This is a genomic window from Pseudoalteromonas sp. JC3 (genome assembly GCF_030291895.1).
In the GTDB taxonomy this organism is placed as follows: Bacteria; Pseudomonadota; Gammaproteobacteria; order Enterobacterales; family Alteromonadaceae; genus Pseudoalteromonas.
Genome location: NZ_CP127855.1, coordinates 748,192 through 770,850, shown reverse-complemented (window position 1 = coordinate 770,850; position 22,659 = coordinate 748,192). Strand labels below are relative to the sequence as shown.

The window sequence follows — 22,659 nt, the reverse complement described above, 5'->3', positions numbered from 1 at the left end:
GCATTAAGCTCCTACTAATAAGAATTAATAATTACCTTCTTCACCTTGGTCGCCCGCTTCACTTCCGGTTGCATTTTGGAAGTTAACCGCACGAGCTGGAACCACAGTGGAGATGGCGTGTTTGTAAACCATTTGGTTTACTGTGTTTTCAAGCAAAATCACAAATTGGTCAAATGACTGGATCTTGCCCTGTAATTTAATGCCATTCACTAAAAAAATTGAGACAGGAATGCGCTCACGACGCAAGACATTCAAAAATGGGTCTTGTAAAGATTGGCCTTTTGCCATTTTCTTATCCTTCGTTTTAGGTGTTATTATGTCAGGTCGTTGATTTAATCAGAACACGCTGATTTAACAACTACTATTAGCTTAGCGAAGTTAGAACACGTTGCAAGTTTTCTTGACTATCGGTGTCAAGCCAAGTCACATCTTGCCACCCCCTCAGCCAAGTTAATTGCCGCTTCGCCAGTTGTCTGGTCGCTGCGACGCCTTTGAAAACCATTTCGTTATAATCGCACTCGCCAGCTAAATACTCCCACATTTGCCGATATCCGACACAGCGAATAGAAGGCAAATCAGGGTGTAAATCTTTACGTTGATATAAGGCCAAAACTTCATTTTTAAAGCCTTCATCCAACATTATTTTAAATCTTTTCTCTATACGCTCATGTAAGACTTTTCGGTCACTTGGTGCAATCGCAAATTGATGAAATTGATACGGCAATGCACCCTGTTTGCTTTGCTGCAATTGAGTCATCGTTTTACCACTAATGCGATAAACTTCCAAAGCACGGTTGATACGTTGCGAATCGTTTTCGCTGATTTTAGCCGCAGCTTCTGAGTCAATCTCTTTTAACTGTTGATGCAGCGCAGGCCAACCCTTTTGTTCGGCTTCGCGCTCCAATACCGCTCTGATTTCAGCATCAGCCTCTGGTAATGGCGACAGGCCTTCAATCAAGCCTTTAAAGTACATCATCGTGCCACCCACTAAAATTGGCACCTTGCCACGCTGATGAAAATCGTCAATTAGTTTAATAGCATCAGCACGAAACTCAGCAACCGAATAGCTTTGTGCTGGATCAATAATATCAATTAGGTGATGTGGTGCCTGTGCTTGCTCTTGTGCGCTCGGCTTTGCCGTACCGATATCCATCCCTTTGTACACTAACGCCGAGTCTACACTGATGATTTCGGTATTTAATGCTTGGCATAACTCTATGGCCAATGCGGTTTTGCCCGCTGCTGTCGGTCCCATTAGGGTAATGACAGGTAACTTGTTCACATCTAACCTACTAATAAACTGCACTAATCTCGTATTATAGCTGATAGTACATGGTAATTAATACCTACTTAGGCACGAATTACTGCGAACTTAAAAAACTGACCAACTTCTGGGCATCAATTGTAACCGCACTTTTATGAATACGAGCCAAACATGAGGCTTTTGAAAGTAATTTTTCTTTAACTAAATCAAAATGCTGGCTATCGAAATAGCTACTGGGTGTTGAGACTTCTAGCCACTGTAACCAATCTTGGAGTTCAGCATCTGAGCTTGGTTCCATCATCTGCTTAGAAATTTCACCAACATCTATGCTATAGAGCGACACTGGCAACTTTTTAACTAAAATATGACCATCAAAAATTTCAATCGCAAACCCTAAAATTGCCAACCAAGTTTCACGCTGCAGCAATGCTTCCAGTGCGGCTTTATCTAACTTGATGCGCACGGGTAACAACAACGCTTTGCCTTGCAATGTGCCATCTTGCTCAATTTGCATTTGCCAATATGGCAACAGCCCCTGCCTACAATCACCAAACAACAAATGATTGTCTTGCTCAAGTATGACTTTACCTTGTGGTAACAGCATCCAGCTAGATTTACTAGCGGATATCGGGACGCTACTTACTTCACTTGACGGTAATGCAGCTTCTTCAATTTGATCGAAGTGCTGCATCTGTTGATGTGATAGCCCTTGATAGAGCTGGTTTACATTCACCTGTTTTTTGCCACCACCTGTTGCACCGCCATAATTACTTCGGCCACTACTTGAAGCTGCTCTTGATGCCTCAGAGCGCTCGCCGAAGGCACTTGGAGCCGAATAGGTCTGTGCTTGCGTTTCGGGCTGTAAGGTTGAACGGTAACTTTGATGATAGGTTTCATCTACCTGTTCTTGAGGCGCAAATAATGGCGATGCGATATCAGGTGCTTGAGTCTCGGTCTCGCTTGCACAAGATAAATCAATTTGCTCCGTCGCGACCTGCTTTATTGCTTGTACAATAAAGTCGTGAACCAAGCGCGCTTGATGAAAGCGAACTTCGTGTTTCGCGGGATGGACATTAACGTCAACTTGTCTCGGGTCTAATTCAAGATATATGACAAAACCGGGAAGCTCTTCATGCCCGATTGATTCATCAAATGCTTGGCGAATCGCATGCAAGATAAGCTTATCTCGCATCATACGACCGTTTACGTAGGTATATTGTGTGCCGTTGTTGACCCCCGCAGGTAACACCCAACCGAATAACCTTAGTCCCTCATGCCCTGAGTCGATAAAGCTTGCTTGCTGTAAGAATGCTTTACCACCAACTTGCGCAACTCGCTCAACACCTTTTTCAATAGTGCGTGGGCGATATTGGCGAACCACCTTTTGGTTATGAGTGAGCGTGATGGCAACATCAAAACGACTCAATGCAATGCGCTTAACCAGTTCATCAATATGACTAAACTCGGTTTTTTCGGTGCGTAAAAATTTCCTGCGCGCTGGCGTGTTGAAAAACAGATCTTTGACTTCAATCGTGGTACCGTCTGGGTGCGCGGTAGGTTGAACCTGCACAGCCATATCTCGCCCTTCGGCGAAAGCTTGCCAAGCTGTCTCTTGTGCTTGGGGCTTAGAGCTCAGAGTCAGTCGCGATACTGAACTGATGGATGCCAGCGCCTCACCTCGAAAGCCAAGCGAAGCAATACACTCCAGATCATCTAAACTTTTCAGTTTACTTGTCGCGTGGCGAGACAATGCCAACATCAGCTCGTCTTTAACAATACCGATACCGTTATCACGGATCCGAATAAGCTTGTGTCCTCCACGCTCAATGTCTATTTGAATGCGCGTCGCACCTGCATCAATACTGTTTTCCACCAGCTCTTTCACGACGGATGCTGGCCGCTCCACCACCTCACCGGCAGCGATTTGGTTGGCTAACCGAGCTGGAAGTATTTCTATCGTCATCATTTACGCTTTTGGAATAGTTAAGACTTGCCCAATAAACAAGGTATTGTTTTTCAGGTTATTTGCTTTTTTCAATTCACTGACCGTAATGCCATAACGGCTAGCCAGCACACTCAATGATTCGCCACTTTTTACTTTATGCGTCACCGGCTTGTTGGATTGCATACGCGCAAAGAGCGAATTATCCGGTGGATTTTTCTCATAATAGCCTTTTATCGAACTAAAAATAGCCCGAGCTAAACGCTCTTGATAATGCGGAGACATTAATAGCTTTTCTTCTTTGGGGTTTGAAATAAACCCGGTTTCCACCAGAATCGAAGGTATATCTGGTGATTTTAGTACCCCAAAGTTTGCAGCTTGCGGTCTGCTTTTGTGCATTTTTGCCACTTTTTTCAGCTCTTTGACGACTTCTTCTGCGACCTGAAACCCGGTTTTCATCGAATGTTCCATCGACATATCAAGTAACGCTTTGGCTAAATATTTTTCGTTGGCCGTATCTTTAATTAAATCGGCAGCCCCTCCCAATAATTGTGAGTGTTTTTCTTTGTCTTCTAGCCACTTACCTATTTCAGAATTCGCTCTGCGTAGTGATAACACCCAGACCGACGCTCCGCGTGGTTGAGGGCTGGTGAAGGCATCTGCGTGAATAGATACAAAGAAATCCGCTTTTCTTTCGCGCGCTCTTGCAGTTCTCGTATTCAACTTGAGGTAATAATCGCCAGTACGAATAAGCTTTGCGCTCATCCCCGGCTGGCTATCTACTAAGCGTGCTAAACGCTTCGCAATTTGAATGGTTACGAGCTTTTCATAAGTACCTGAAGGTCCAATAGAACCCGGATCTTCACCGCCATGACCGGCATCGATGGCGATGACAATATCTCTGTCTTGCGCGAGTGTTTTTCGTGGTGTGGCAGTTTTTGTATCGTCATAAGCACTCATCTGCTTACCATACAAATCAACGACTAAGCGGTTTTTATACGGACCGGTTGGTGCTAACGCAAAGATTTTTGGCGTAGCGCTGCGACTTAGCTCCACAACAATCCGTGCAGAATTGCTGTTTTTCGGTTTGCTGTGGCGCACCTTGTTTACAACTCGATGTTCGTCAGGAATACTCGGAAAGTCTTTTTGTTGCTTGGTGTTTTCAAGATCGATCACCAAGCGCAGTGGATTTTTCAGCACAAAATAGCTGTAATCCGGCTTATCGCTCATATCAAAAACAATACGAGTGCTTTCTGGGGAGGGCCAAACACGCACACTTTCGATGGCGTTTTGGGCGATGCTCTGCATGCTCGTTAAGAGCATGCAGATAAAAATGAAAATATAACTAATAGTCGGCTGATTACGCATAATCTTGTAATTGTTTTAATAGTGCCTCGCCGCGGCTAGACTTGGCCTCAAGTGTAATTTGACGGCCATCACCAGCATACTGCATTGTGACGTCTATATCTGGGTTTGGAATAAAGCCTTCACCTTTTTCAGGCCACTCAACAACACAGATAGCATTACTTGCAAAGTAATCCCGGATCCCCATGTATTCGAGCTCTTCAGGCGAACCTAATCGATATAAATCAAAATGATATATTGAGACATCATCCAGTTCATAAGGTTCAACTAAGGTATAAGTTGGACTTTTTACCTTACCTGAATGACCAAGGCTTTGCACGATCCCGCGAGTGAGCGTGGTTTTACCTGCGCCTAAATCACCGTGTAAAAATAGTACCGCACCTTGACGAATAACATTGGCAATTTTATTACCCATGGCAACTGTTGCTGGCTCATCAGCCAAATCGAATTTCATATGACCTGTCGTCACCCTAAAATACCTCGAATATGTTCGAATAAATCCCCGGCCAACATACCTTTTTCGCCGTCATGGGCGGCCTGCTCGGCAGCTAAACCATGAATATACACGGCTAGGTTTGTTGCAGCAAATGCTTCCATCCCTTGGGCAATTAAACCGCCTATGATACCAGATAAAACATCGCCCATCCCAGCACTCGCCATTCCTGCACAGCCTGAACGATTAATATTTATCCGCTCACCTTCAGATATCAAACTGCCCGGCCCTTTTAGTACCGTAACGGCGCCATATTCATGGCTAATTTTTTTAGCCACCGCGAAACGGTCATGTTCATTTAGCGGTGTCTCTAAGTGGTTCAATAACCGCCTTGCTTCACCTAGGTGAGGCGTTAATACCCAGTTTGATTTTTGCCTCGGTGCATGCGCTAAACAATTGAGCCCATCAGCATCCACAACCATCGGTAATTCAGTTGCCATCGCATGGTTAAAAAGTGTTTTGGCCCAAGCGTCTTGACCAAGCCCGGGACCAAGCACTATCACACTGGCTTTTTTTATCAGTGGCAATAACTCATTCGCACTCTCAACACCGTGCACCATTAATTCAAAACGCCCCTGTAAGACGCTTGCAATATTATCAGGATGAGTAGCGACCGATACAAGGCCAGCTCCTGCACGCAGAGTGGCTTCTGCCGCCAATCGAATTGCTCCAGCCATACCACGATTACCACCAATAAGTAACACATGACCATGTGCATTTTTATAGCTATCTGGTGCTCGCTGCGGCCTTGCTGCCATGAACGTTTGATGATTTAAGTAATTAGATGTTGGCGTTACTAGGGTTTTGAATGCTTCACCAACATCCAAGTCGGATAACAATAGCGCCCCCACAAAACGCTTTGCCGAGCCGCTAAGCAAGCCCTGTTTTAACGCGATAAAGGTGACGGTTTCGGTAGCCAAAAATGCACTAGGTGCAACTTCTCCTGTTGTGGCATTTACACCGCTCGGTACATCAAGTGCCAATCTAGTAACCGGCAGTTTATTCATTTTGTCAAAACAAAGGCAAACATGGTCAGGCAGCTCACCTCTAAAACCGGTGCCGAACACACCATCAACCACCACCGTAAACTGACTTAACTTTACCTCGTTCAACGAAAAAACCAATGCGCCTTGATATTGAGAAAATGCCTGCTGCGCATCGCCCGTTAAGCTTTCGGGTGCAAATAACGCGAGTACGGTGACGGAAAATCCGGCCTGCTGACATAATTGAGCGACGACAAAACCGTCTCCCGCGTTATTGCCTTTACCTGTGATAATTAAGATATGGCTGGATTTGGGCTGGCTGTTTTCAATAAAGCGAAATGCAGCGGCCCCAGCTCGTTGCATTAAGGTACTTAGATCTGTGCCTGATAACTTTGCGGCTTTTGCTTCATATTGCTGCACTTGTTGGGCTGAATAAGCAAATTGTGGTAAATTGTCCGTGTATTCATTAGCCATTATTTCTTCCCGTGACGACCGATAATATCAATTATAGTGAACTTGCAGCACAAATTAAGCAATGGGGCCAAGAACTTGGCTTTGCAGAAGTCGGTATAACCGACATTGATTTACGCGAGCATGAAGCGCAACTTCAGCGCTGGTTAGACGCAGGCTATCATGGTGAAATGGCGTATATGGCGGCGCATGGAATGAAGCGTGCCCGCCCCGCAGAACTGGTTCCTGGCACTCAACGTATTATTTCGGTGAAAATGAATTACCTGCCACCCGATGCCAGCTTTGCCAGAGCACTTGGTAATAAAACCACCGCCTATATCTCTCGTTATGCATTAGGTCGAGACTATCATAAGGTAATGCGCAACAAGCTAAAGCAGCTCGGACAAAAGATTGAGCAAGAAGTCGGTACGTTAGGGTTTCGCCCTTTTGTCGACTCAGCCCCAGTACTAGAGAGACAAATTGCAGAAAAAGCAGGCCTTGGCTGGCGTGGAAAGAACAGTTTAGTGATTAATAAGCAGGCGGGCTCTTGGTTTTTCTTGGGTGAGCTGTTTGTTGATATTCCTCTTCCTATTGATAAACCAAACCAAGAAGAAGGTTGCGGCCGTTGTACCGCCTGCCTAACTTTATGCCCTACCGGCGCTATCGTTGAACCTTATGTCGTTGATGCGAGACGCTGTATTTCTTATCTCACTATAGAGCTTCAAGGCGCTATTCCAGAGGAATTTAGAGCAAAAATGGGCAATCGGATATACGGTTGTGATGATTGCCAGTTAGTTTGTCCATGGAATCGCTATGGTCAAATAACGGAAGAAGCCGACTTTTTGCCGCGAACTCAACTGAAAGATCAGCAATTGTTGAGCTTATTTGCTTGGGATGAAGCAACATTTTTGAAAAACACCGAAGGCAGCCCCATTCGCCGGATTGGACATGAACGTTGGCTACGAAACTTAGCCGTTGGCCTTGGCAATGCACAATACGATGAAGCAATCGTTATAGCACTGGAAGATAAGCGTCAAAGTGCAACTCCCCTTGTTATTGAGCATATCGACTGGGCGCTGGAGCAACAAAGACAAAAGTCAGACCAACATGAACGCAAAAAAGCAAGGCTGATCCGCATTATTGAAAAGGGCTTGCCACGAGACGCTTAGCAGGTTTGTCGCGCTAAAGCGCGACCTACGGCAGTATTGGAAGCAGGGTTTATTCTGAGCGTCGCGAGAGTAGTTTTAAGTCTTCTTCAATATCATGGAAAGCGGTTTTCACTTCTCGCACACTTTCTTCCCGTGCGACTGAGCTTTGAATCGCTTTATCGACGTTTTGATAGATAAACATCTCCTGATCTTCGTCTAGGCCCATTGTCGGAATGCGCTCTTCAAATAACTCTTGTAATGAGCGGAACACTTTTTCGTTTTCTTGACGATTTTTATCAAGCAGCGACACCATGCTGTTAAACTTACCTTGCACCATTTTTATCGCTTCTTCCAGGTCCTCGTGTTGCTGTACCAGCTTGCGTTTAGTGGAAATGGCAATTAACTGTTGCTCCGTTACACTGGCAATAAAACAGATATGATCCCGCAATCTACCGTGTTTATCTGGATCGTCTCCCGGCATATTGAGGATCAAAATACTCAAAAATGGATAGTTAACCAATATGCGGTTAGTAAATTCATGTAATCGCCCTTTGGTGTGTAAGATCTCAAATAATTCAATGACGATAGGTGAGCAAATTCCCGTAGTGGCAAAGTGATGCTTTTGTCCCTCAAGCCGAACCTCGACATTACAATTAAGTCCCAGTCCCTTTAAACATTGACATAAAGCTTCCGCCAGTCGCGGGACTGTTTCTATTTCACCTATTTGCTCGATGTAGGTAACGATTTGCCCCATTTCACTGCTATTAGCCATGGCGCTAAATGCTGTGGAGGTTGCATCTTCAATTTGCTGAGCCAGAATATCTTTTTCTAATAGCATTTGGTTCAAGTGCGTGAGCTTGGCTTTTAGCTCACCTTGGCCAAACGGCTTAACAATATAATCTTCAGCCCCCACTGAGTAGCCTTCCATGCGCTCTTCAACAGAGCCCCTTGCCGACACAAACATAACGATAATATGCTGTGTGTTTGGATTGGCTTTAATCGCCTTACATACCTCATAACCGCTCATTTTTGGCATGCTCACATCAAGTAAAATTACTTGAGGATCAAAGTCTTCGACTACTGCTAGACATTCATGACCGCTTCCAACGGTTTTTAACTCAAAGTCTAAGTCTTCTAAAATCTCTTCAATGATTTCTAGATTAAATGGTTCGTCGTCAACTGCTAAGATTCTGCGTAAAGCCATAAATGAATATCCTTCGTCGGTTCACAATGAGAAAGGCACTACGGGAAAATAAGGTAATTCAAGGCCAGTGCCTCAATAGCTCCCAATCAGATTGTATTAGTACAAGCTCTATTATTATTTATAGACGCTTACTCAACGCCTTTCCAATTACAACCATTACACCGCATTACTCTCAAGATGCTCTGTTAACGGCAGACTCACATTGATACATGCACCACCCTCAGGATTATTCTCGGCGTAAATCTGCCCTTTATGCAGTAAAATAAATTCCTTACAAATAGCAAGACCTAAACCCGTGCCGCCGGCACCACTGTCTGTTTTACTGCTTTGCACAAACTTGGCAAAAATCTGTTCCAATTCGTCATCCGGAATACCAACCCCTTGATCGGCAATCTTGATATGAATATCTTGATCTTTACAGCTTAACAGTACACTCACCTCACTCCCTTCAGGGCTAAACTTGAGCGCATTGCCCAATAAGTTTCTGATCACTTGATTCATTTGCTCCGGATCGCAAAAGGTCATCACGCCTTGATCGGGCTTTTCAAAGCGGATTTTTATCTTTTTCTCAAGCGCAGTGCCTGATACATCTTCAATACCGCTTTGGATCACATTAACGAGGTTGTGAAAGCTTGGATTAAATGGAAAGCGACCTGCGTCTAACTTTGATAAATCAAGCAGATTGTTAAGTAGTACCAGTAGACGCTCACCACTGGTTTCGATACGAGATAAATACTTTTTGAGCTTGTCCGCCGGCACTTCAGGAGCCGTTAGCTTATCTAAACCGAAACGAGCAAAACTTAATATAGAATGCATTGGTGTGCGAAGCTCATGAGACATATTGGCTAGAAATTCAGATTTGGATAGGTTGGCCGCTTCTGCCGCTTCTTTGGCTTTTTGTAACTGTGCCGTTCGAGCTTGCACTTCAAACTCTAGCAACTCTTTGGTTTCTTCTAGCACTTCTTGTTGCTCTTTAAGCTTTGAGACATTTTTAAAAATGACCGCAAATGCCATATCACCGTGATGATCGATTTCGTTAAACGTTCCCATCAAAGGAATGCTGCGCTCACCCGCTTTTGGCAGACTCAGCTCACAGTTAAAATGCTTTAACATACCAACATGCTTCATCAAATCACGTAATTGCGACACGGATATTTCATCAAATAGCTCAAAAATAGAGAGTGGCTGTAATTCTTCTTCCGTCAGCTCAAACAATTCGCAACACGCGTCATTTGCTTCAATAATATGGCCCTGGCGGTTGAACAGCATAATCGGATCCGGGGTATGTTTATAAATCACGCGCAGCAGACTGTCGCGTTCAATCAAGGCATCGACTGTATCCTGTAGGCGCTCAACTAACTCTTGGTTATGGCGTCTTAAGAGCTCTGTTTGCCATAATTTATGTAGGCTTTGTAATAAATCGCTCTCATCAAACGGTTTAATCAGAATGTCTTCAACCCCTTGACGCACGGCTTCTAACATATCCACTTGATTAACCCGAGAAGTCATCAATAAGCAGCGGCAATTGTGGTGCACTTGACGAACTTTATTAAACACATCTAAGCCAGTGTCTTTTTCTAGATTAAAGTCACAAATAAGGAGGTCAACAGGATGTCGCTCGGCAACTTGCATCGCTTCATCAAGCGTCGTCGCGGTCGTCACCGCAAGCTGTGCTCCGCGTAGGCCGTTAGCTAAGGTCTCTAGGCGAGGCGTATGATGGTCAACCAGCAACACTTTGGGCAGCACTAAGGTATTAGTAGAACCAATTTCCAGTAGGCGTTCAAGTAAGCCAGTAATATCTTTATTGGCAAAGAAGGGGTAGATAACAATGCCATTTGGCAAGGCGCGGTTGATTTCACTGAAAGATTTTAAGTGCTCGGCATTATCGGGTTTAGGTGCCAGCAATACTAACTTATCATGATTCCTCAGTTGATATAACGCTTGGAGCTTACTGGCGGGCACCCCATGAGCAATAACAACAACATCGAATTTATCAAAATCGAGATTTGCTTCCAGACTCCGGTAATGCACATGCTCTACCTCGCCACCGAGTAACTCAAATAATACCTTTACTCGCATCGCTTGCACACTGCTGCTGTCAATAATCAGCACTCGATTCGTCATAACCAGATCCTTTACCGATAATTCTGAGATCCAGTTTAGTAGAAGAATCACAAGACGCTAAAAAATAGCACTATTTTGATATGTTTGACGCCGCGGTCTAATTCACGCAGCGAAAAAATTCAAACAGCAAAGAGCAACGGCGTATAAAGCTATGCGAGAGATTTGCCCAAAATCGTCAAGCTATAGTGATTACCATCCATGACCGCGACGTTGGGTAATTCTCCCCACTTTTTATAACCGTGTTTTTCAAACAAGCGGATACTGGGGAGATTATGAGAAAAAATAAAGCCAAGTAACGTTGTAATAAACAAGCTTGGCGCTTGCTGCTCTGCAAAGTCCATAAGTTTGCTGCCTAATCCTTGGCCTTGTGCGGCTTTTGCAAGATAAATACTCACCTCAGCCGTACCATCGTAGGCAGGACGTCCATAAAAACTGCTAAAGCTTATCCAGGCTATCACCTTTTCCGCCAGCTCTACCACATAAATTGGGCGATTTTGCGTATGTGCGGCGAACCAACTTTGCTTTTGTGCTACGCTTACGGGCTCCGTATCCGCTGTGACTTGGCGGCTCGGTATCGTTTCGTTGTAAATGGCAACTATGGCGCAAAGGTCATGCGGTTTAGCGAGTCTAATATTCATGAAAGCTGATCAAGGTAACGAATATTTTCGTATCATAAGAGATAACATAAATAAAAGGAAAGCACTGATGATAAAAAGTCTTTCGATTCTGAGCTTAGCGCTCGGTTTCCTAATCTCGAGTAACGCGTATGCAAAGACATCCAGCTGTGATGATTTTACCAATGTTGAGCTGCGAAAACTGCGTTCTGATGACTCACTTAATCTATGTGAATTTAAAGACAAACCGCTTCTCATCGTAAATACAGCCAGTAACTGTGGATTTACAGGTCAGTTTGAAGGGCTTGAGCAACTACATCAAAAATATCAAGATAAAGGCCTTGTTGTACTTGGTTTTCCCTCTGATGACTTTTTCCAAGAAGAAGACGACGAAAAGGAAACTGCAAAAGTATGCTTTATCAACTACGGTGTAACCTTCAATATGTTTGCGACATCGGAAGTTCGAGGCTCGGATGCCAACCCCATTTTCCAACATTTGAATGAAGTAACAAGCTCTCCAAATTGGAATTTTTACAAATACTTAGTGTCAGCTGATCGGAAAACAATCAAGCGCTTTAACAGCCGCACTAAACCTATGTCTGACGAACTCACTAGCGAAATTGAAAAACTCTTGCCTAGATAAGCTGATTTTTTAACGTACCTAGATTAGAATAAAGTATGAATAATAAATAATCATCGGAGAAATTATGGCAATCGCTAGTGCAAGACACATCCTAGTAGATAGTGAAGCGCAATGCATGGAGCTCAAAGAACGCATTGCAGCAGGGGAAGATTTCGCAGAAATCGCAAAGCAGTACTCCAATTGCCCGTCGGGCCAAGATGGTGGTGCGCTAGGTGAGTTCGGACCAGGCATGATGGTGCCTGAATTCGATAAAGTGGTTTTTTCAGCCCCAATCAATCAAGTACAAGGGCCAGTGCAAACGCAGTTTGGTTTTCACTTGCTTGAGGTAACCAGTCGTAGCGATTAATTCGCTTGCGAAAAGTTAATCACTTCGCCATCATCCCTTAATACCAACTCGCTACATTTACTGAATGAGCGAAAAGATATTTAGTTGAAGGAATGATGGCATGAAACTTATCGGTTCGAACACCAGTCCATACGCCCGTCGAATTAGAATGTGGGCCGCGGCTAAACAGCTCCCAATGAGCTACCAGCATATAGATATATTTTCCGAAGCAGGCCATGACGAACTTATTCGCCATAATCCTGCCCGTAAGATCCCATTTTTAATTGACGATGCACAACTTATTTGTGATTCCAATCTGATTGTTCGCTATCTCCGTGAAAAACATCAACTTCCATTTCCCAGTTGGGATCAAGAAAATTGGCTGATCCTTATCAATGCCTGTAATGATTCTTTGGTAGAACTGTTACTTAGCAAGCGCTCAGGTTTTGATATTGAACAAGATAAACTATTTTTTAATCTACAGCGGGAACGAATTGGTCATACCCTGCACTATCTCAATGAAGAGTGTGTGACAGAAGAGTTTTTACACTGTGATTATCTCCAAATCAGTTTATACTGCCTTATTGATTGGGTTCTATTTAGAGAGCTCGTCGACCTGAGCGATTACACCAACCTAATGGCATTTCATGGCCGTTGGCAAAGCCAAGCAATCGCCCAGCAAACTGATCCACGAAATTGAGAACACCTATGATGAATGAAGAAGAAATTGGCTCAGAAGTCAGTGAGTTTATTGAGCAAGTAAAAAATACTGAAAGCGTTTGGGCACTTAGCTCTGATGACGGTGGCATGGTTGTGGTTGACTCTAACCAGTTTGACGAGACAGATGTGTTATTGCTGTGGGATAGTGAAGAAAAAGCGCAAGCGCAATGTCGCGACGAGTGGAGTGAGTTTTCACCGATGAGTATTGATGTTGAAAGTTTTCTTGACGAATGGGTACTCGACCTAAAAGAAGATGATGCACTCGTTGGTCTAAACTGGAATGATGACAACGTTTGTGTTGAAATCGAGCCCGTTGGTCTTGCTAGACTACTTGTCGATATCGAATAAAAGCACACCGCATCAAAGTGGCGCTTATCCTTCGTGAGTGCCGCTATTCACCCGGCCTTGACACCAAAGCAATTAAAGTCCCTTCAATGGCTCTTACATAAGCTTGTGTTACTCTGCCCTTTTGGTTTGGTGAGCTTAATGGCTCAGCCCCAGCGGCTACCGCCTTATCATAGCATTCAGGGACATTTTCACAGCTGATGGTAATTTCAAACCCAAGTGCAGGCTGTTTAGGATGGCAACGAATATAGTCTTGCCTAAACTGTGATTGGGCTAATGGGTGACTGGCAAAGGCGAGTTTCACTTCTCCTGTGTCTAACTCACCATAATCCCCTTCATCGGTCATATCAAAAGTGCTCAAGCCAAATGCTTGATAGTAAAAATCCAGCACTTCCTCAACACTTTCTACATAAATCACCGTTTTAGCAAACACCGAAGCCTCACTATCAATAAAACCTAATGTAACTATATATAACTTAAGCACAAATGTTGGGCAAGGTAAAACAAAGCGAGAGAGTTCAGGGTTAAAGTTAAATATAGTCGAATGTGGAAAAGGAGTTGATTGGATAGATATGGAACTTATGTTCAGCTCGACACACCCACCAGATAGTGTCGAGCTAAAATTCTCGCAAAAAGCCTTACGACTTATTGCGGTTTTCTTTTGCGAATGCGCGAAGCTTACGCTTTTGTGAGAGCGTCATTTTGTTTGAACGACCAGCGTAAGGGTTATCACCTTCGCGGAATTCAATCTTAATCGGCGTACCCATTACGTTAAGCGCTTTACGATAGTAGTTCATCAAATAGCGCTTATAGCTATCTGGCAGTTCATGCACCATATTGCCGTGGATAACAATACGCGGCGGGTTATAACCACCTGCGTGTGCGTACTTAAGCTTCACACGGCGTCCACGAACCAGTGGTGGCTGGTGATCCGCCTGAGCCATATCCATAATACGACGTAACATTGCCGTACTTACTCGCTTAGTCGCTGATTCATAAGCTTCGTCAATCGACTCAAACAAGTGACCAACACCTGTACCATGTAATGCGCTAATAAAGTGCAAACGAGCAAAATCAACAAAGCCCAAGCGTCTGTCTAGCTCAGTTTTGATACGCTCTTTGACATAGTCATCAAGACCATCCCATTTGTTTACCGCAATAACCAACGAGCGACCCGCATTTAGTGCAAAACCAAGTAGACTCAAGTCTTGATCTGAGATCCCCTCGCGCGCGTCTACAACGAGCAATACCACGTTGGCATCTTCAATCGCTTGCAGGGTTTTGATAACCGAGAATTTCTCTACGACATCGCTGACTTTCTTACGCTTACGTACACCGGCGGTGTCGATTAACACATATTCTTTATCATTGCGCGTCATTGGAATGTAAATTGAATCGCGTGTTGTACCCGGCATATCGTAAACGATAACACGGTCTTCACCTAAAATACGGTTAGTTAGTGTTGACTTACCTACATTTGGACGACCGATAATCGCGAGTTTAACAGGCTTGTCTTCAAAACCCGTTTTGCCGTCTTCGGCTTCTTCACCTTCAAGGTAAAGCTCGGCGATATCTTCATCATCATGCTCAAGCTCTTCATCTTGAGCCGTAAGTTCAGCGATAATCGGTTGTAGCGTCAACTCTAATAATTGAGTAACACCACGACCATGCGCAGCGGCGATCTGTTGAACATCACCGAGCGCCAGCTGGTAAAACTCAGCACAGTTGGAGTCAGCATCAATGCCATCCGTTTTATTGGCGACAACAAAGCAATTCTTCTGTTGTTTACGAAGGTGCTGCGCGATAGCTTGATCAGCAACCGTCATACCTGCGCGCGCATCCACCAAAAATAGCACAATATCCGCTTCTTCAATTGCAAGCAGCGACTGCTCAGCCATTTCAGTTTCAATGCCTTCTTCAGAGCCATCGATACCACCCGTGTCCACCACAATAAACTCGTAGCCTTCATAGTTTGCTTGGCCGTATTTACGGTCGCGAGTCAGACCCGGAAAGTCAGCAACTAACGCGTCACGAGTACGTGTTAAACGATTAAACAGTGTGGATTTACCCACATTAGGTCGCCCAACCAGAGCGATCACAGGAAGCATAGACTACCTCTTTTATAAACAACAAAAGGCTTCGCAAAAGCGAAGCCCCATAAAAAATCTAAAAATTCAGAAAGTTACTGCGGAATTTGAACTGCGCTAAGTTCACCATCACGCGTGTAAACAAATACTTTGCCATCGACCACAATCGGTTCGACGAAAAAACCTGAACTATCAAACTCGGTACGCGATACCAACTCACCAGAGCTCTTATCTAGCCAATGTAAGTTACCTTCCTGATCGCCAACCACTACATAGTTGCCAGCAACCGTTGGAGCGGTTAAATACCAACCGCGTAGAGCTGGTTGTGTCCAACGTTCAATACCTGAGTTTTTGTCTAGTGCGTACAGTACGCCATCGCTATCAACCAAATAAATTACGTCAAGATCGAGTGTAAGGTCTCGGTAACTACTGTACTCACGATCCCACACTACATTGCCGCTGCGCACATCAATGGCGACTAGTTTACCATTATAGGCGATAGAATACACATATGCGCCGCTTACAACAGGTTTAGTATCAACATCCACCAAACGTTCAAACTCAGAAGCCCCTTTTGCAATTGCAACATCCGAGCTCCATGCGGTAAAACCGTTTTCAGCGATAAGTGCTGTTAACTTACCACTTTCTTCGCCAACCAATACGCCACCATTCGCGCTGGTTGGTGAGCTTAAACCACGTAATGTCAGCGCAGGGACTTCTTGCTCATAGTGCCAACGCTCTTCACCTGTATCTGGGTGTAGCGCAACCAGCTTGCCTGAACCTAAGTTAACGTAAAGAAGACCATCGCCTGCAGCTGGCGCTGACAGCGCTTCACCTGGTACCGACTTACGCCAAACTATTTCGCCGGTTTCACGGTCAAGCGCAAAAACCTGCCCGTGTTCAGAGCCAACATAGAGTTTACCATAAGCTTGTGTGATCCCACCTGACAGCTTCGCACTGTCGCTGTCTTCCCATGGCCAAAAGTTGGTATTCTCACGAACATCAACTTGCCACTTTTCTTTACCTGTTTGTGCATCAAATGCTGTCACTATACCTTCACGGGCAGCTGCAAAAACAGTGCTTTGGTAGCTTGTTGGAGATAAACGCGAAAAGTAGTGCTCAACCCCGTCACCAATCCCTTCTTGCCAAACCACAGAGGCGTCGAATTGATTGTTGATCTCAGGGAGCTTTAACTCTTCTTCATCATCACTAGAAGAACAACCAGCGGTGAGTGCTGCAACACATAAAGCCAATGAGGCCATCGTTAACTTCTTCATGGCAACTCCTTAAACCGTTGTCTTTTGTGCAAGATCATCCAGTTTAATTTGCAGCATAGGGTTGCTATTGCCTTCCGCTGCTTCTAGTGCCGATTGATAAGCACTTCGAGCTTTATCTTTATCGCCTTGAGCAAGGTAAATATCACCTTGGATCTCAGCAAGCTGAGCCTTAAACGCTTCAGGCATAGGCTTAGCGAGTGTTGCCAGTGCTTGTTCGTATTGAGACTGAGACGCTTGTACACGTGCAAGTCTTAATAAAGCCGTTGCTTTTAGCTCAGCGTTAGCAACATTATCAGCCGCCCAAGTTAGCTTCTCTGCAGCTAGCTTAAGATCGTCTTTGTCGATTGCCTCTTTAGCAGCAACGAAAGCCGCTAACACGGCGTAGTTAGAATCAGCATTTGCAGCAACAAAAGCGTCGCTTTTAGCTAGTACATCATCACTTTCAACAACCTGAGTGTATGCTTCTGATGCTGCTTCTGCGCTATCGATCTGGCTTTGGTTATACGCTTTCCAGCCATACAGACCACCTAAACCAAGCACAGCACCAACCACAATCGTTGTACCATTTTCACGGAAAAATCGTTTTATTGCTTCTGCTTGTTGTTCTTCTGTTGAATAAATTTCCATTCTAACCTCTTAGCCTACCAGCTCTGCTAACAGCGTTTTTACTTCTGCAAGTGGTAAGGTGATTTGTTCTTTCTCTTCACGCAGATACTTCACTGTCACTTTGCCTTCAGCGAGTTCATCTTCGCCTAGCACTAGCGCAATAACAGCATCGCTTTTATCTGCACGCTTAAATTGTTTCTTGAAGTTGCCACCGCCACAATGAACCATCACGCGAAGGCCAGCAATATCATCTCGTAATTGCTGTGCAACCACAGGAGCTTGAATCGCCGCTTTGTCACCCATCGCAACGACGTATACATCAGCATTCCGACGAATATCACCCACACATTCCAGCGTTTGTAGCATCAACACTAAACGTTCGATACCCATAGCAAAACCAACGGCTGGCGTTGCTTTGCCGCCAAGCTGCTCAACCAAGCCATCGTAGCGGCCGCCAGCACATACAGTGCCTTGAGAACCTAAGCTTGTTGTCACCCACTCAAATACAGTGCGGTTGTAGTAATCTAAGCCACGTACCAGTTTTTCATTAACTTGGTATTCGACGCCAGCTGCGTCTAAACGTTCACACAAATTAGCAAAATGTTCGCGTGATTCTTCATCTAAGTGTTCAGAAAGCTTAGGTGCATCAACCAGTACAGCTTGCACCTCTGGGTTTTTGCTATCTAACACGCGCAGTGGATTGCTATACATACGGCGCAGACTGTCTTCATCAAGCGCTTCTTTGTGTTGCTCCAGATATGCAATCAGAGCATCACGATACTCAGCTCGCGCTTCATTTGACCCCAAAGAATTGAGCTCAAGCTTAACATGGTCTTGAATACCAAATTGCTGCCATAGACGCGCCGTCAATAAGATCACTTCGGCATCAATATCTGGTGTTGCCATACCGAAGGTTTCAACACCAAATTGATGGAATTGACGGTAACGGCCTTTTTGCGGTCTTTCATGGCGGAACATAGGTCCCATGTACCAAAGGCGCTGTTCTTGGTTGTATAGCAAACCATTTTGATTACCCGCACGGACGCACACTGCTGTGCCTTCCGGACGTAGCGTTAAGCTATCGCCATTACGGTCATCAAAGGTATACATCTCTTTTTCGACGATATCGGTCACTTCACCGATAGAGCGCTTAAATAGATCGGTCGACTCAACGATTGGAAAACGGATCTCTTGATAGCCAAATGCCGCTACTGTGTCTCTTAACACCGATTCTACTTTCTGCCAGACCTGCGTGTCACCTGGCAGACAATCATTCATTCCACGGATTGCCTGAAGTTGTTTAGTCACTGAAAACCCTAACTTAAATTTGTCACCAATCGATTTACTACTGCTTGAGCCTTTAACTAAATACGCTCAAACAGTCTCATCGCATTGGTTTTATTTCTTTAATGCCATTTATCGTCGTGCAGTTTAGCACGCCGTGAGAAAGCGCGAAAATTCGCTTATCTTAACGATTACGCCGGTATCAGTCGATGATTTTTACATCGATTTTTTCTTCGCTTTCTTTTTTATCTACATATTCTCGGATCTGAGATTCTAATTGAGCAACGATATCATCGTTATCAATCCGTGTTTTTTGGCGCTCGCCATTGATATAAAGACCTGAACGGCGATTTGCGCCAGCAAGACCTAAGTCACTGACGAGTGCTTCACCAGGACCATTGACCACGCAGCCAATCACAGACACCGAAATTGGCGTGACGATATCTTCTAATCGCTCTTCCAGCTGATTCATCGTATTCACTACATCAAACTCTTGGCGTGAACAACTGGGGCAAGCAATAAAATTAATGCCGCGCGAGCGAATTCGCAGTGACTTTAGAATATCAAAACCCACTTTGATTTCTTGCACCGGATCAGCCGCAAGTGAAACACGTAATGTATCACCAATCCCTTCAGCAAGTAACATCCCTAGACCAACTGCCGATTTAACCGAACCGGCTCTAAAACCACCCGCTTCGGTGATCCCAAGATGCAGAGGTTGGTCGATTTCTTTTGCCAATAAACGATAAGCGCCAACGGCTAAGAACACGTCGGAAGCTTTTACCGAGACTTTAAACTGATCAAAGTTATGACGCTGAAGAATTTCGACATGTCGCATCGCAGACTCAAGCAAAGCTTCAGGTGTTGGTTCACCATACTTTTCTTGCAAATCGCGCTCTAGTGAGCCGCCATTCACACCAATACGAATTGGGATATTGTGCTCACCCGCCGCGTCAATCACTGCACGAATACGGTCTTCACTGCCAATATTCCCAGGGTTAATCCGCAAACAATCGGCACCGTACTTAGCCACTTGTAATGCAATACGATAATCGAAGTGAATATCCGTGACGAGTGGAATATCTACTTGCTCTTTAATGCTTTTGAATGCTTCAGCTGCATCCATTGTCGGCACAGAAACACGGACAATATCCGCTCCGGCGTCTTGGATAGCTTTAATTTGTGCCACCGTCGCATCAACATCTAGAGTATTGGTGTTCGTCATAGACTGTACTGCTATCGGTGCGCCATCACCAATAGGCACATTACCGACATAGATCCTTGTTGATTTTCTACGCTTTATAGGTGGTTCTGAAAACATGCTGACTACTCTGTTAACGGTAAATTGAATTTAGCTAGACGGTTTTTAGTAAACGCAGGCAAAGACACTGGTTTACCGTCAAGCGTGACCTCTACGGCCTGATGCTTGCCGAGTATAACAGAAAAAGGGGCCTTACCTTCAACTGTCATAGTATATCCCGCTTTTTTAACACCGAACGCGACACGTTCTTGTGTCGCATCAAACATTTCAACCCAGCTTTCTTCGTTGAAATGCATGACTACCGTGCTCAATGCCGAGTTTCGTTTTACCGTTTGCGGTTTCGCTTCAACAGGTACTGAAACCTCCGTTTCACTCATCTGCGGCTCGCTTTGCGGGGTTGTGTCATTGTTTTGCTCAGTAGGCAATTCTAGCTCATCCATCGCTGGTGTTGTGACATTTTCAACTGGCGTTTCAAGCTGAGTAACCGACGTTTCAGGCACCACTTCTTGCTCTGAGCTATTGGTCTGCCAAAACCAAAATGCCGACGACCCCAGTACGATAGCCAGCACAATGTAGCTCACCATCATTAGGCGGTTATCGTGGGCTTCTTTATGAGTACGGCGAGAAAAGCTTTGCATCCGCTTTTTCTGTGGCGGCAGCTCCGGAGATTGATATCTAGCCAGTACTTCCGTCGGATTCAACCCCAGTAGCGCAGCGTAATTTTTAATATAGCCACGCACAAAGGTTTCAGGCCCTAGGTCTTGATAGTCATCCTGCTCGAGCTTGGTAAGTTGGGCATGGGTCATCTTTAAGCGCGATTCAATTTCAGCAAAGCTGATCCCGGCATTTTGTCTCGCCGTTGCTAAAGTTTGCCCGAGTGAAGGCTGCTCTTGTTCAGGTGCTTCCTGCTCTTTCATTGTTTGGTTCATAAAACGTAATTTGTTGGGTCTACAATTAATAATCCGTGGCCTGCTTGCAGCGCCACATCAGGAGTGAGTTTATTCCATCGCATAATTTCATCGATCAACACACCATATCGATCGGCAATACTGAGCAAAGTATCTCCCGCCGCAATTTCATGCACGACATTGGGATTGTTAAGATACACCTTTTGACCTGCGTACAATCTTGCAGATTCCCGCACTTGATTATATTCCATCAATTCAACCATTTTAATGTCGTATTTGACTGAAATACTAAACAGGTTTTCACCTGCAATAACAGTATGAAAAGGTACCTGAGGAGGCGCAACGTCACGATTTAATAACGGTACACTTGAACTGCTTGATGATGTAGTCGCTAACACTTGAGGCTCACGTGAGCGAGGACTAAATGTGACTTCCGATGGGTCCGGTTGATAAAACTCAACCCGAGCTTCAGAGTCCGAGCTAACGTTCACTAAAGATGTGCTTTTTGCCACTTCAGGTTTTGCCGAAGGTGCAGAATTATTGGCCTCAATGGGTGAATCAACGGTGAATGATTGGGTTGAATTCGGTTGCGTTTTCTTACGTTTAATTTTAATTTTTGGATTCGCAACTATATGATTAGGCGACGCCTCGGCAAGCTGATTTAACTGCGCTTCTCGATAGCGATTGCGCAACCGTTCAAATTCACTTGCAGCGATATTATTCGTTAAGATAAGGCCTGCTTGTGCAGATTTAGGGTAGCTTTGCACCAAGGTCGTGGCGATGTCTTGCGCTTTTTGTAAGTGGCCCATTTGCATATGCACTAGGTGCCCAAGCATTAAGCTTCTTGGTGAAATAAATCCACGCTTGGCAACGTTATCAAGCACATCTTCTGCTCTTAAGAAATCACTGCGAGCATAGTACAGGCCCGCGAGTGCAAGTTGCGACGACATTTGCTGAGCGTTATGCTTAATCGCATTTAACAGATATTCCTCGGCAAGGGAATACTCGTTTTGCTTCAACGCACACAGGGCTAAGTTTTCATAGCTTGCAGATACCCGCAAATAACTTGGCACCTCTATCGCTTTGAAAAAGTATTTGCTCGCTTTGTCATACTGTCCAACGCGACAAAGAAAAGTGCCATAGTTGTTTAGTGTGTCGGGATTATCTGGCTCAATATCCAAAGCCGCCTGATAGGCATTATCAGCACGTTGTTGCTCGCCCACCTGTTCGTAATAATACGCTAATGTATAATGAGCTTCGGCCAGCTTTGGCGCTAACTGTAATGCACGCTCTAAGTTAAATTTGGCTGAGGTGGTGTTACCAGAATTGAGATATTGAAGTGCAAGCGCAATGCGAGTTCTTGCGGCATTGGTGTTATTGACTTGTTGTTCGGCCACAGGACGCCCATCGGAGCGATAACTACTCTCCGTCACACAACCTGACAGAACTAAACTCGCGCCTGCGAGAATGGATGCAGCCAATCCTGTTTTGCGATAATTTCGCGATTGCATCACTCACCTTTGAATGCCACTGGGTTCTATGTGTGCCCTATATTACCCAAAAGGCTAAGAGATTCATCTCTTTTTTACCAGATAGTCAGAACTTATCTGAGGTTA

Annotated in this window: 22 protein-coding genes; 5 read left to right on the top strand and 17 right to left on the bottom strand. The window is 44.7% G+C overall.

Annotation, left to right across the window (positions count from 1 at the left end):
- Window positions 1-24 precede the first annotated feature (24 nt).
- The 6 genes from hfq to QSH61_RS03295 all read right to left on the bottom strand — a co-directional run bounded on the left by hfq (window position 25) and on the right by QSH61_RS03295 (window position 6,521).
- On the bottom strand, window positions 25-288 hold the full coding sequence (gene hfq / locus QSH61_RS03320; protein WP_010377383.1) for an RNA chaperone Hfq: 264 nt from the start codon (window positions 286-288) through the stop codon (window positions 25-27).
- Between the two features lie 76 nt (window positions 289-364).
- The gene (miaA, locus tag QSH61_RS03315) at window positions 365-1,255 is read right to left on the bottom strand and encodes a tRNA (adenosine(37)-N6)-dimethylallyltransferase MiaA (RefSeq protein ID WP_211200843.1); all 891 of its coding nucleotides are present in this window, start codon (window positions 1,253-1,255) and stop codon (window positions 365-367) included.
- Between the two features lie 106 nt (window positions 1,256-1,361).
- A complete protein-coding gene (gene mutL / locus QSH61_RS03310) occupies window positions 1,362-3,227 on the bottom strand; it encodes a DNA mismatch repair endonuclease MutL (protein ID WP_248298641.1) in 1,866 nt (621 codons plus the stop codon).
- A 3-nt stretch (window positions 3,228-3,230) separates the two neighbouring features.
- The gene (locus QSH61_RS03305; protein ID WP_206471408.1) at window positions 3,231-4,574 is read right to left on the bottom strand and encodes an N-acetylmuramoyl-L-alanine amidase; all 1,344 of its coding nucleotides are present in this window, start codon (window positions 4,572-4,574) and stop codon (window positions 3,231-3,233) included.
- Window positions 4,567-5,040 carry a tRNA (adenosine(37)-N6)-threonylcarbamoyltransferase complex ATPase subunit type 1 TsaE gene (gene tsaE / locus QSH61_RS03300; RefSeq protein ID WP_010605655.1) on the bottom strand — a complete coding sequence of 158 codons (474 nt, stop codon included), beginning with the start codon at window positions 5,038-5,040 and terminating at the stop codon, window positions 4,567-4,569. The genes QSH61_RS03305 and tsaE overlap by 8 nt, the downstream gene beginning before the upstream one ends.
- Window positions 5,037-6,521: an NAD(P)H-hydrate dehydratase gene (locus QSH61_RS03295; RefSeq protein ID WP_174170344.1), complete on the bottom strand. Its 1,485-nt coding sequence runs from the start codon at window positions 6,519-6,521 to the stop codon at window positions 5,037-5,039. Before QSH61_RS03295 ends, tsaE begins: the two co-directional genes overlap by 4 nt.
- An 11-nt stretch (window positions 6,522-6,532) precedes the next feature.
- Here QSH61_RS03295 and queG point away from each other — a divergent pair, with 11 nt between their 5' ends.
- Window positions 6,533-7,666, top strand: a complete 1,134-nt coding sequence (queG, locus tag QSH61_RS03290) for a tRNA epoxyqueuosine(34) reductase QueG (protein WP_010377373.1) — start codon at window positions 6,533-6,535, stop codon at window positions 7,664-7,666.
- A 49-nt stretch (window positions 7,667-7,715) separates the two neighbouring features.
- Here the strand turns inward: queG and QSH61_RS03285 are convergent, their stop codons facing one another.
- From QSH61_RS03285 to QSH61_RS03275, 3 genes are all read right to left on the bottom strand, one after another.
- The gene (locus QSH61_RS03285; RefSeq protein WP_206471409.1) at window positions 7,716-8,849 is read right to left on the bottom strand and encodes a response regulator; all 1,134 of its coding nucleotides are present in this window, start codon (window positions 8,847-8,849) and stop codon (window positions 7,716-7,718) included.
- 156 nt (window positions 8,850-9,005) lie between these two features.
- Entirely contained in the window at window positions 9,006-10,973 is a 1,968-nt protein-coding gene (locus QSH61_RS03280; RefSeq protein ID WP_206471410.1) for a sensor histidine kinase, read from the bottom strand.
- 149 nt (window positions 10,974-11,122) lie between these two features.
- Window positions 11,123-11,611 (bottom strand): GNAT family N-acetyltransferase, encoded by a 489-nt coding sequence (locus tag QSH61_RS03275; RefSeq protein ID WP_206471411.1) that lies wholly within the window; start codon window positions 11,609-11,611, stop codon window positions 11,123-11,125.
- Between the two features lie 67 nt (window positions 11,612-11,678).
- Between QSH61_RS03275 and QSH61_RS03270 the strand changes: the two genes are divergently transcribed.
- From QSH61_RS03270 to QSH61_RS03255, 4 genes are all read left to right on the top strand, one after another.
- Window positions 11,679-12,230, top strand: coding sequence for a glutathione peroxidase (locus tag QSH61_RS03270; RefSeq protein ID WP_026000907.1), 552 nt, complete (start codon window positions 11,679-11,681; stop codon window positions 12,228-12,230).
- 64 nt (window positions 12,231-12,294) lie between these two features.
- On the top strand, window positions 12,295-12,576 hold the full coding sequence (locus tag QSH61_RS03265) for a peptidylprolyl isomerase (protein WP_010377362.1): 282 nt from the start codon (window positions 12,295-12,297) through the stop codon (window positions 12,574-12,576).
- 100 nt (window positions 12,577-12,676) lie between these two features.
- Window positions 12,677-13,255 (top strand): glutathione S-transferase family protein, encoded by a 579-nt coding sequence (locus QSH61_RS03260; protein ID WP_019647242.1) that lies wholly within the window; start codon window positions 12,677-12,679, stop codon window positions 13,253-13,255.
- 11 nt (window positions 13,256-13,266) lie between these two features.
- The gene (locus tag QSH61_RS03255; RefSeq protein WP_010605663.1) at window positions 13,267-13,623 is read left to right on the top strand and encodes a DUF2750 domain-containing protein; all 357 of its coding nucleotides are present in this window, start codon (window positions 13,267-13,269) and stop codon (window positions 13,621-13,623) included.
- Between the two features lie 43 nt (window positions 13,624-13,666).
- Here the strand turns inward: QSH61_RS03255 and QSH61_RS03250 are convergent, their stop codons facing one another.
- From QSH61_RS03250 to pilW, 8 genes are all read right to left on the bottom strand, one after another.
- Entirely contained in the window at window positions 13,667-14,053 is a 387-nt protein-coding gene (locus QSH61_RS03250; RefSeq protein ID WP_174170348.1) for a VOC family protein, read from the bottom strand.
- A 205-nt stretch (window positions 14,054-14,258) separates the two neighbouring features.
- A complete protein-coding gene (der, locus tag QSH61_RS03245) occupies window positions 14,259-15,728 on the bottom strand; it encodes a ribosome biogenesis GTPase Der (protein WP_010605664.1) in 1,470 nt (489 codons plus the stop codon).
- Window positions 15,729-15,802: 74 nt separating this feature from the next.
- Window positions 15,803-16,984, bottom strand: a complete 1,182-nt coding sequence (gene bamB, locus QSH61_RS03240; RefSeq protein ID WP_010605665.1) for an outer membrane protein assembly factor BamB — start codon at window positions 16,982-16,984, stop codon at window positions 15,803-15,805.
- 9 nt (window positions 16,985-16,993) lie between these two features.
- On the bottom strand, window positions 16,994-17,611 hold the full coding sequence (locus tag QSH61_RS03235; RefSeq protein ID WP_010605666.1) for a YfgM family protein: 618 nt from the start codon (window positions 17,609-17,611) through the stop codon (window positions 16,994-16,996).
- A gap of 9 nt (window positions 17,612-17,620) precedes the next feature.
- Window positions 17,621-18,898: a histidine--tRNA ligase gene (hisS, locus tag QSH61_RS03230; protein WP_010605667.1), complete on the bottom strand. Its 1,278-nt coding sequence runs from the start codon at window positions 18,896-18,898 to the stop codon at window positions 17,621-17,623.
- A 178-nt stretch (window positions 18,899-19,076) separates the two neighbouring features.
- Window positions 19,077-20,195 (bottom strand): flavodoxin-dependent (E)-4-hydroxy-3-methylbut-2-enyl-diphosphate synthase, encoded by a 1,119-nt coding sequence (gene ispG, locus QSH61_RS03225; protein WP_102056143.1) that lies wholly within the window; start codon window positions 20,193-20,195, stop codon window positions 19,077-19,079.
- 5 nt (window positions 20,196-20,200) lie between these two features.
- Window positions 20,201-21,052, bottom strand: coding sequence for a RodZ domain-containing protein (locus QSH61_RS03220; RefSeq protein WP_235366962.1), 852 nt, complete (start codon window positions 21,050-21,052; stop codon window positions 20,201-20,203).
- An 8-nt stretch (window positions 21,053-21,060) separates the two neighbouring features.
- On the bottom strand, window positions 21,061-22,554 hold the full coding sequence (gene pilW / locus QSH61_RS03215) for a type IV pilus biogenesis/stability protein PilW (protein WP_010605670.1): 1,494 nt from the start codon (window positions 22,552-22,554) through the stop codon (window positions 21,061-21,063).
- Window positions 22,555-22,659: the final 105 nt, after the last annotated feature.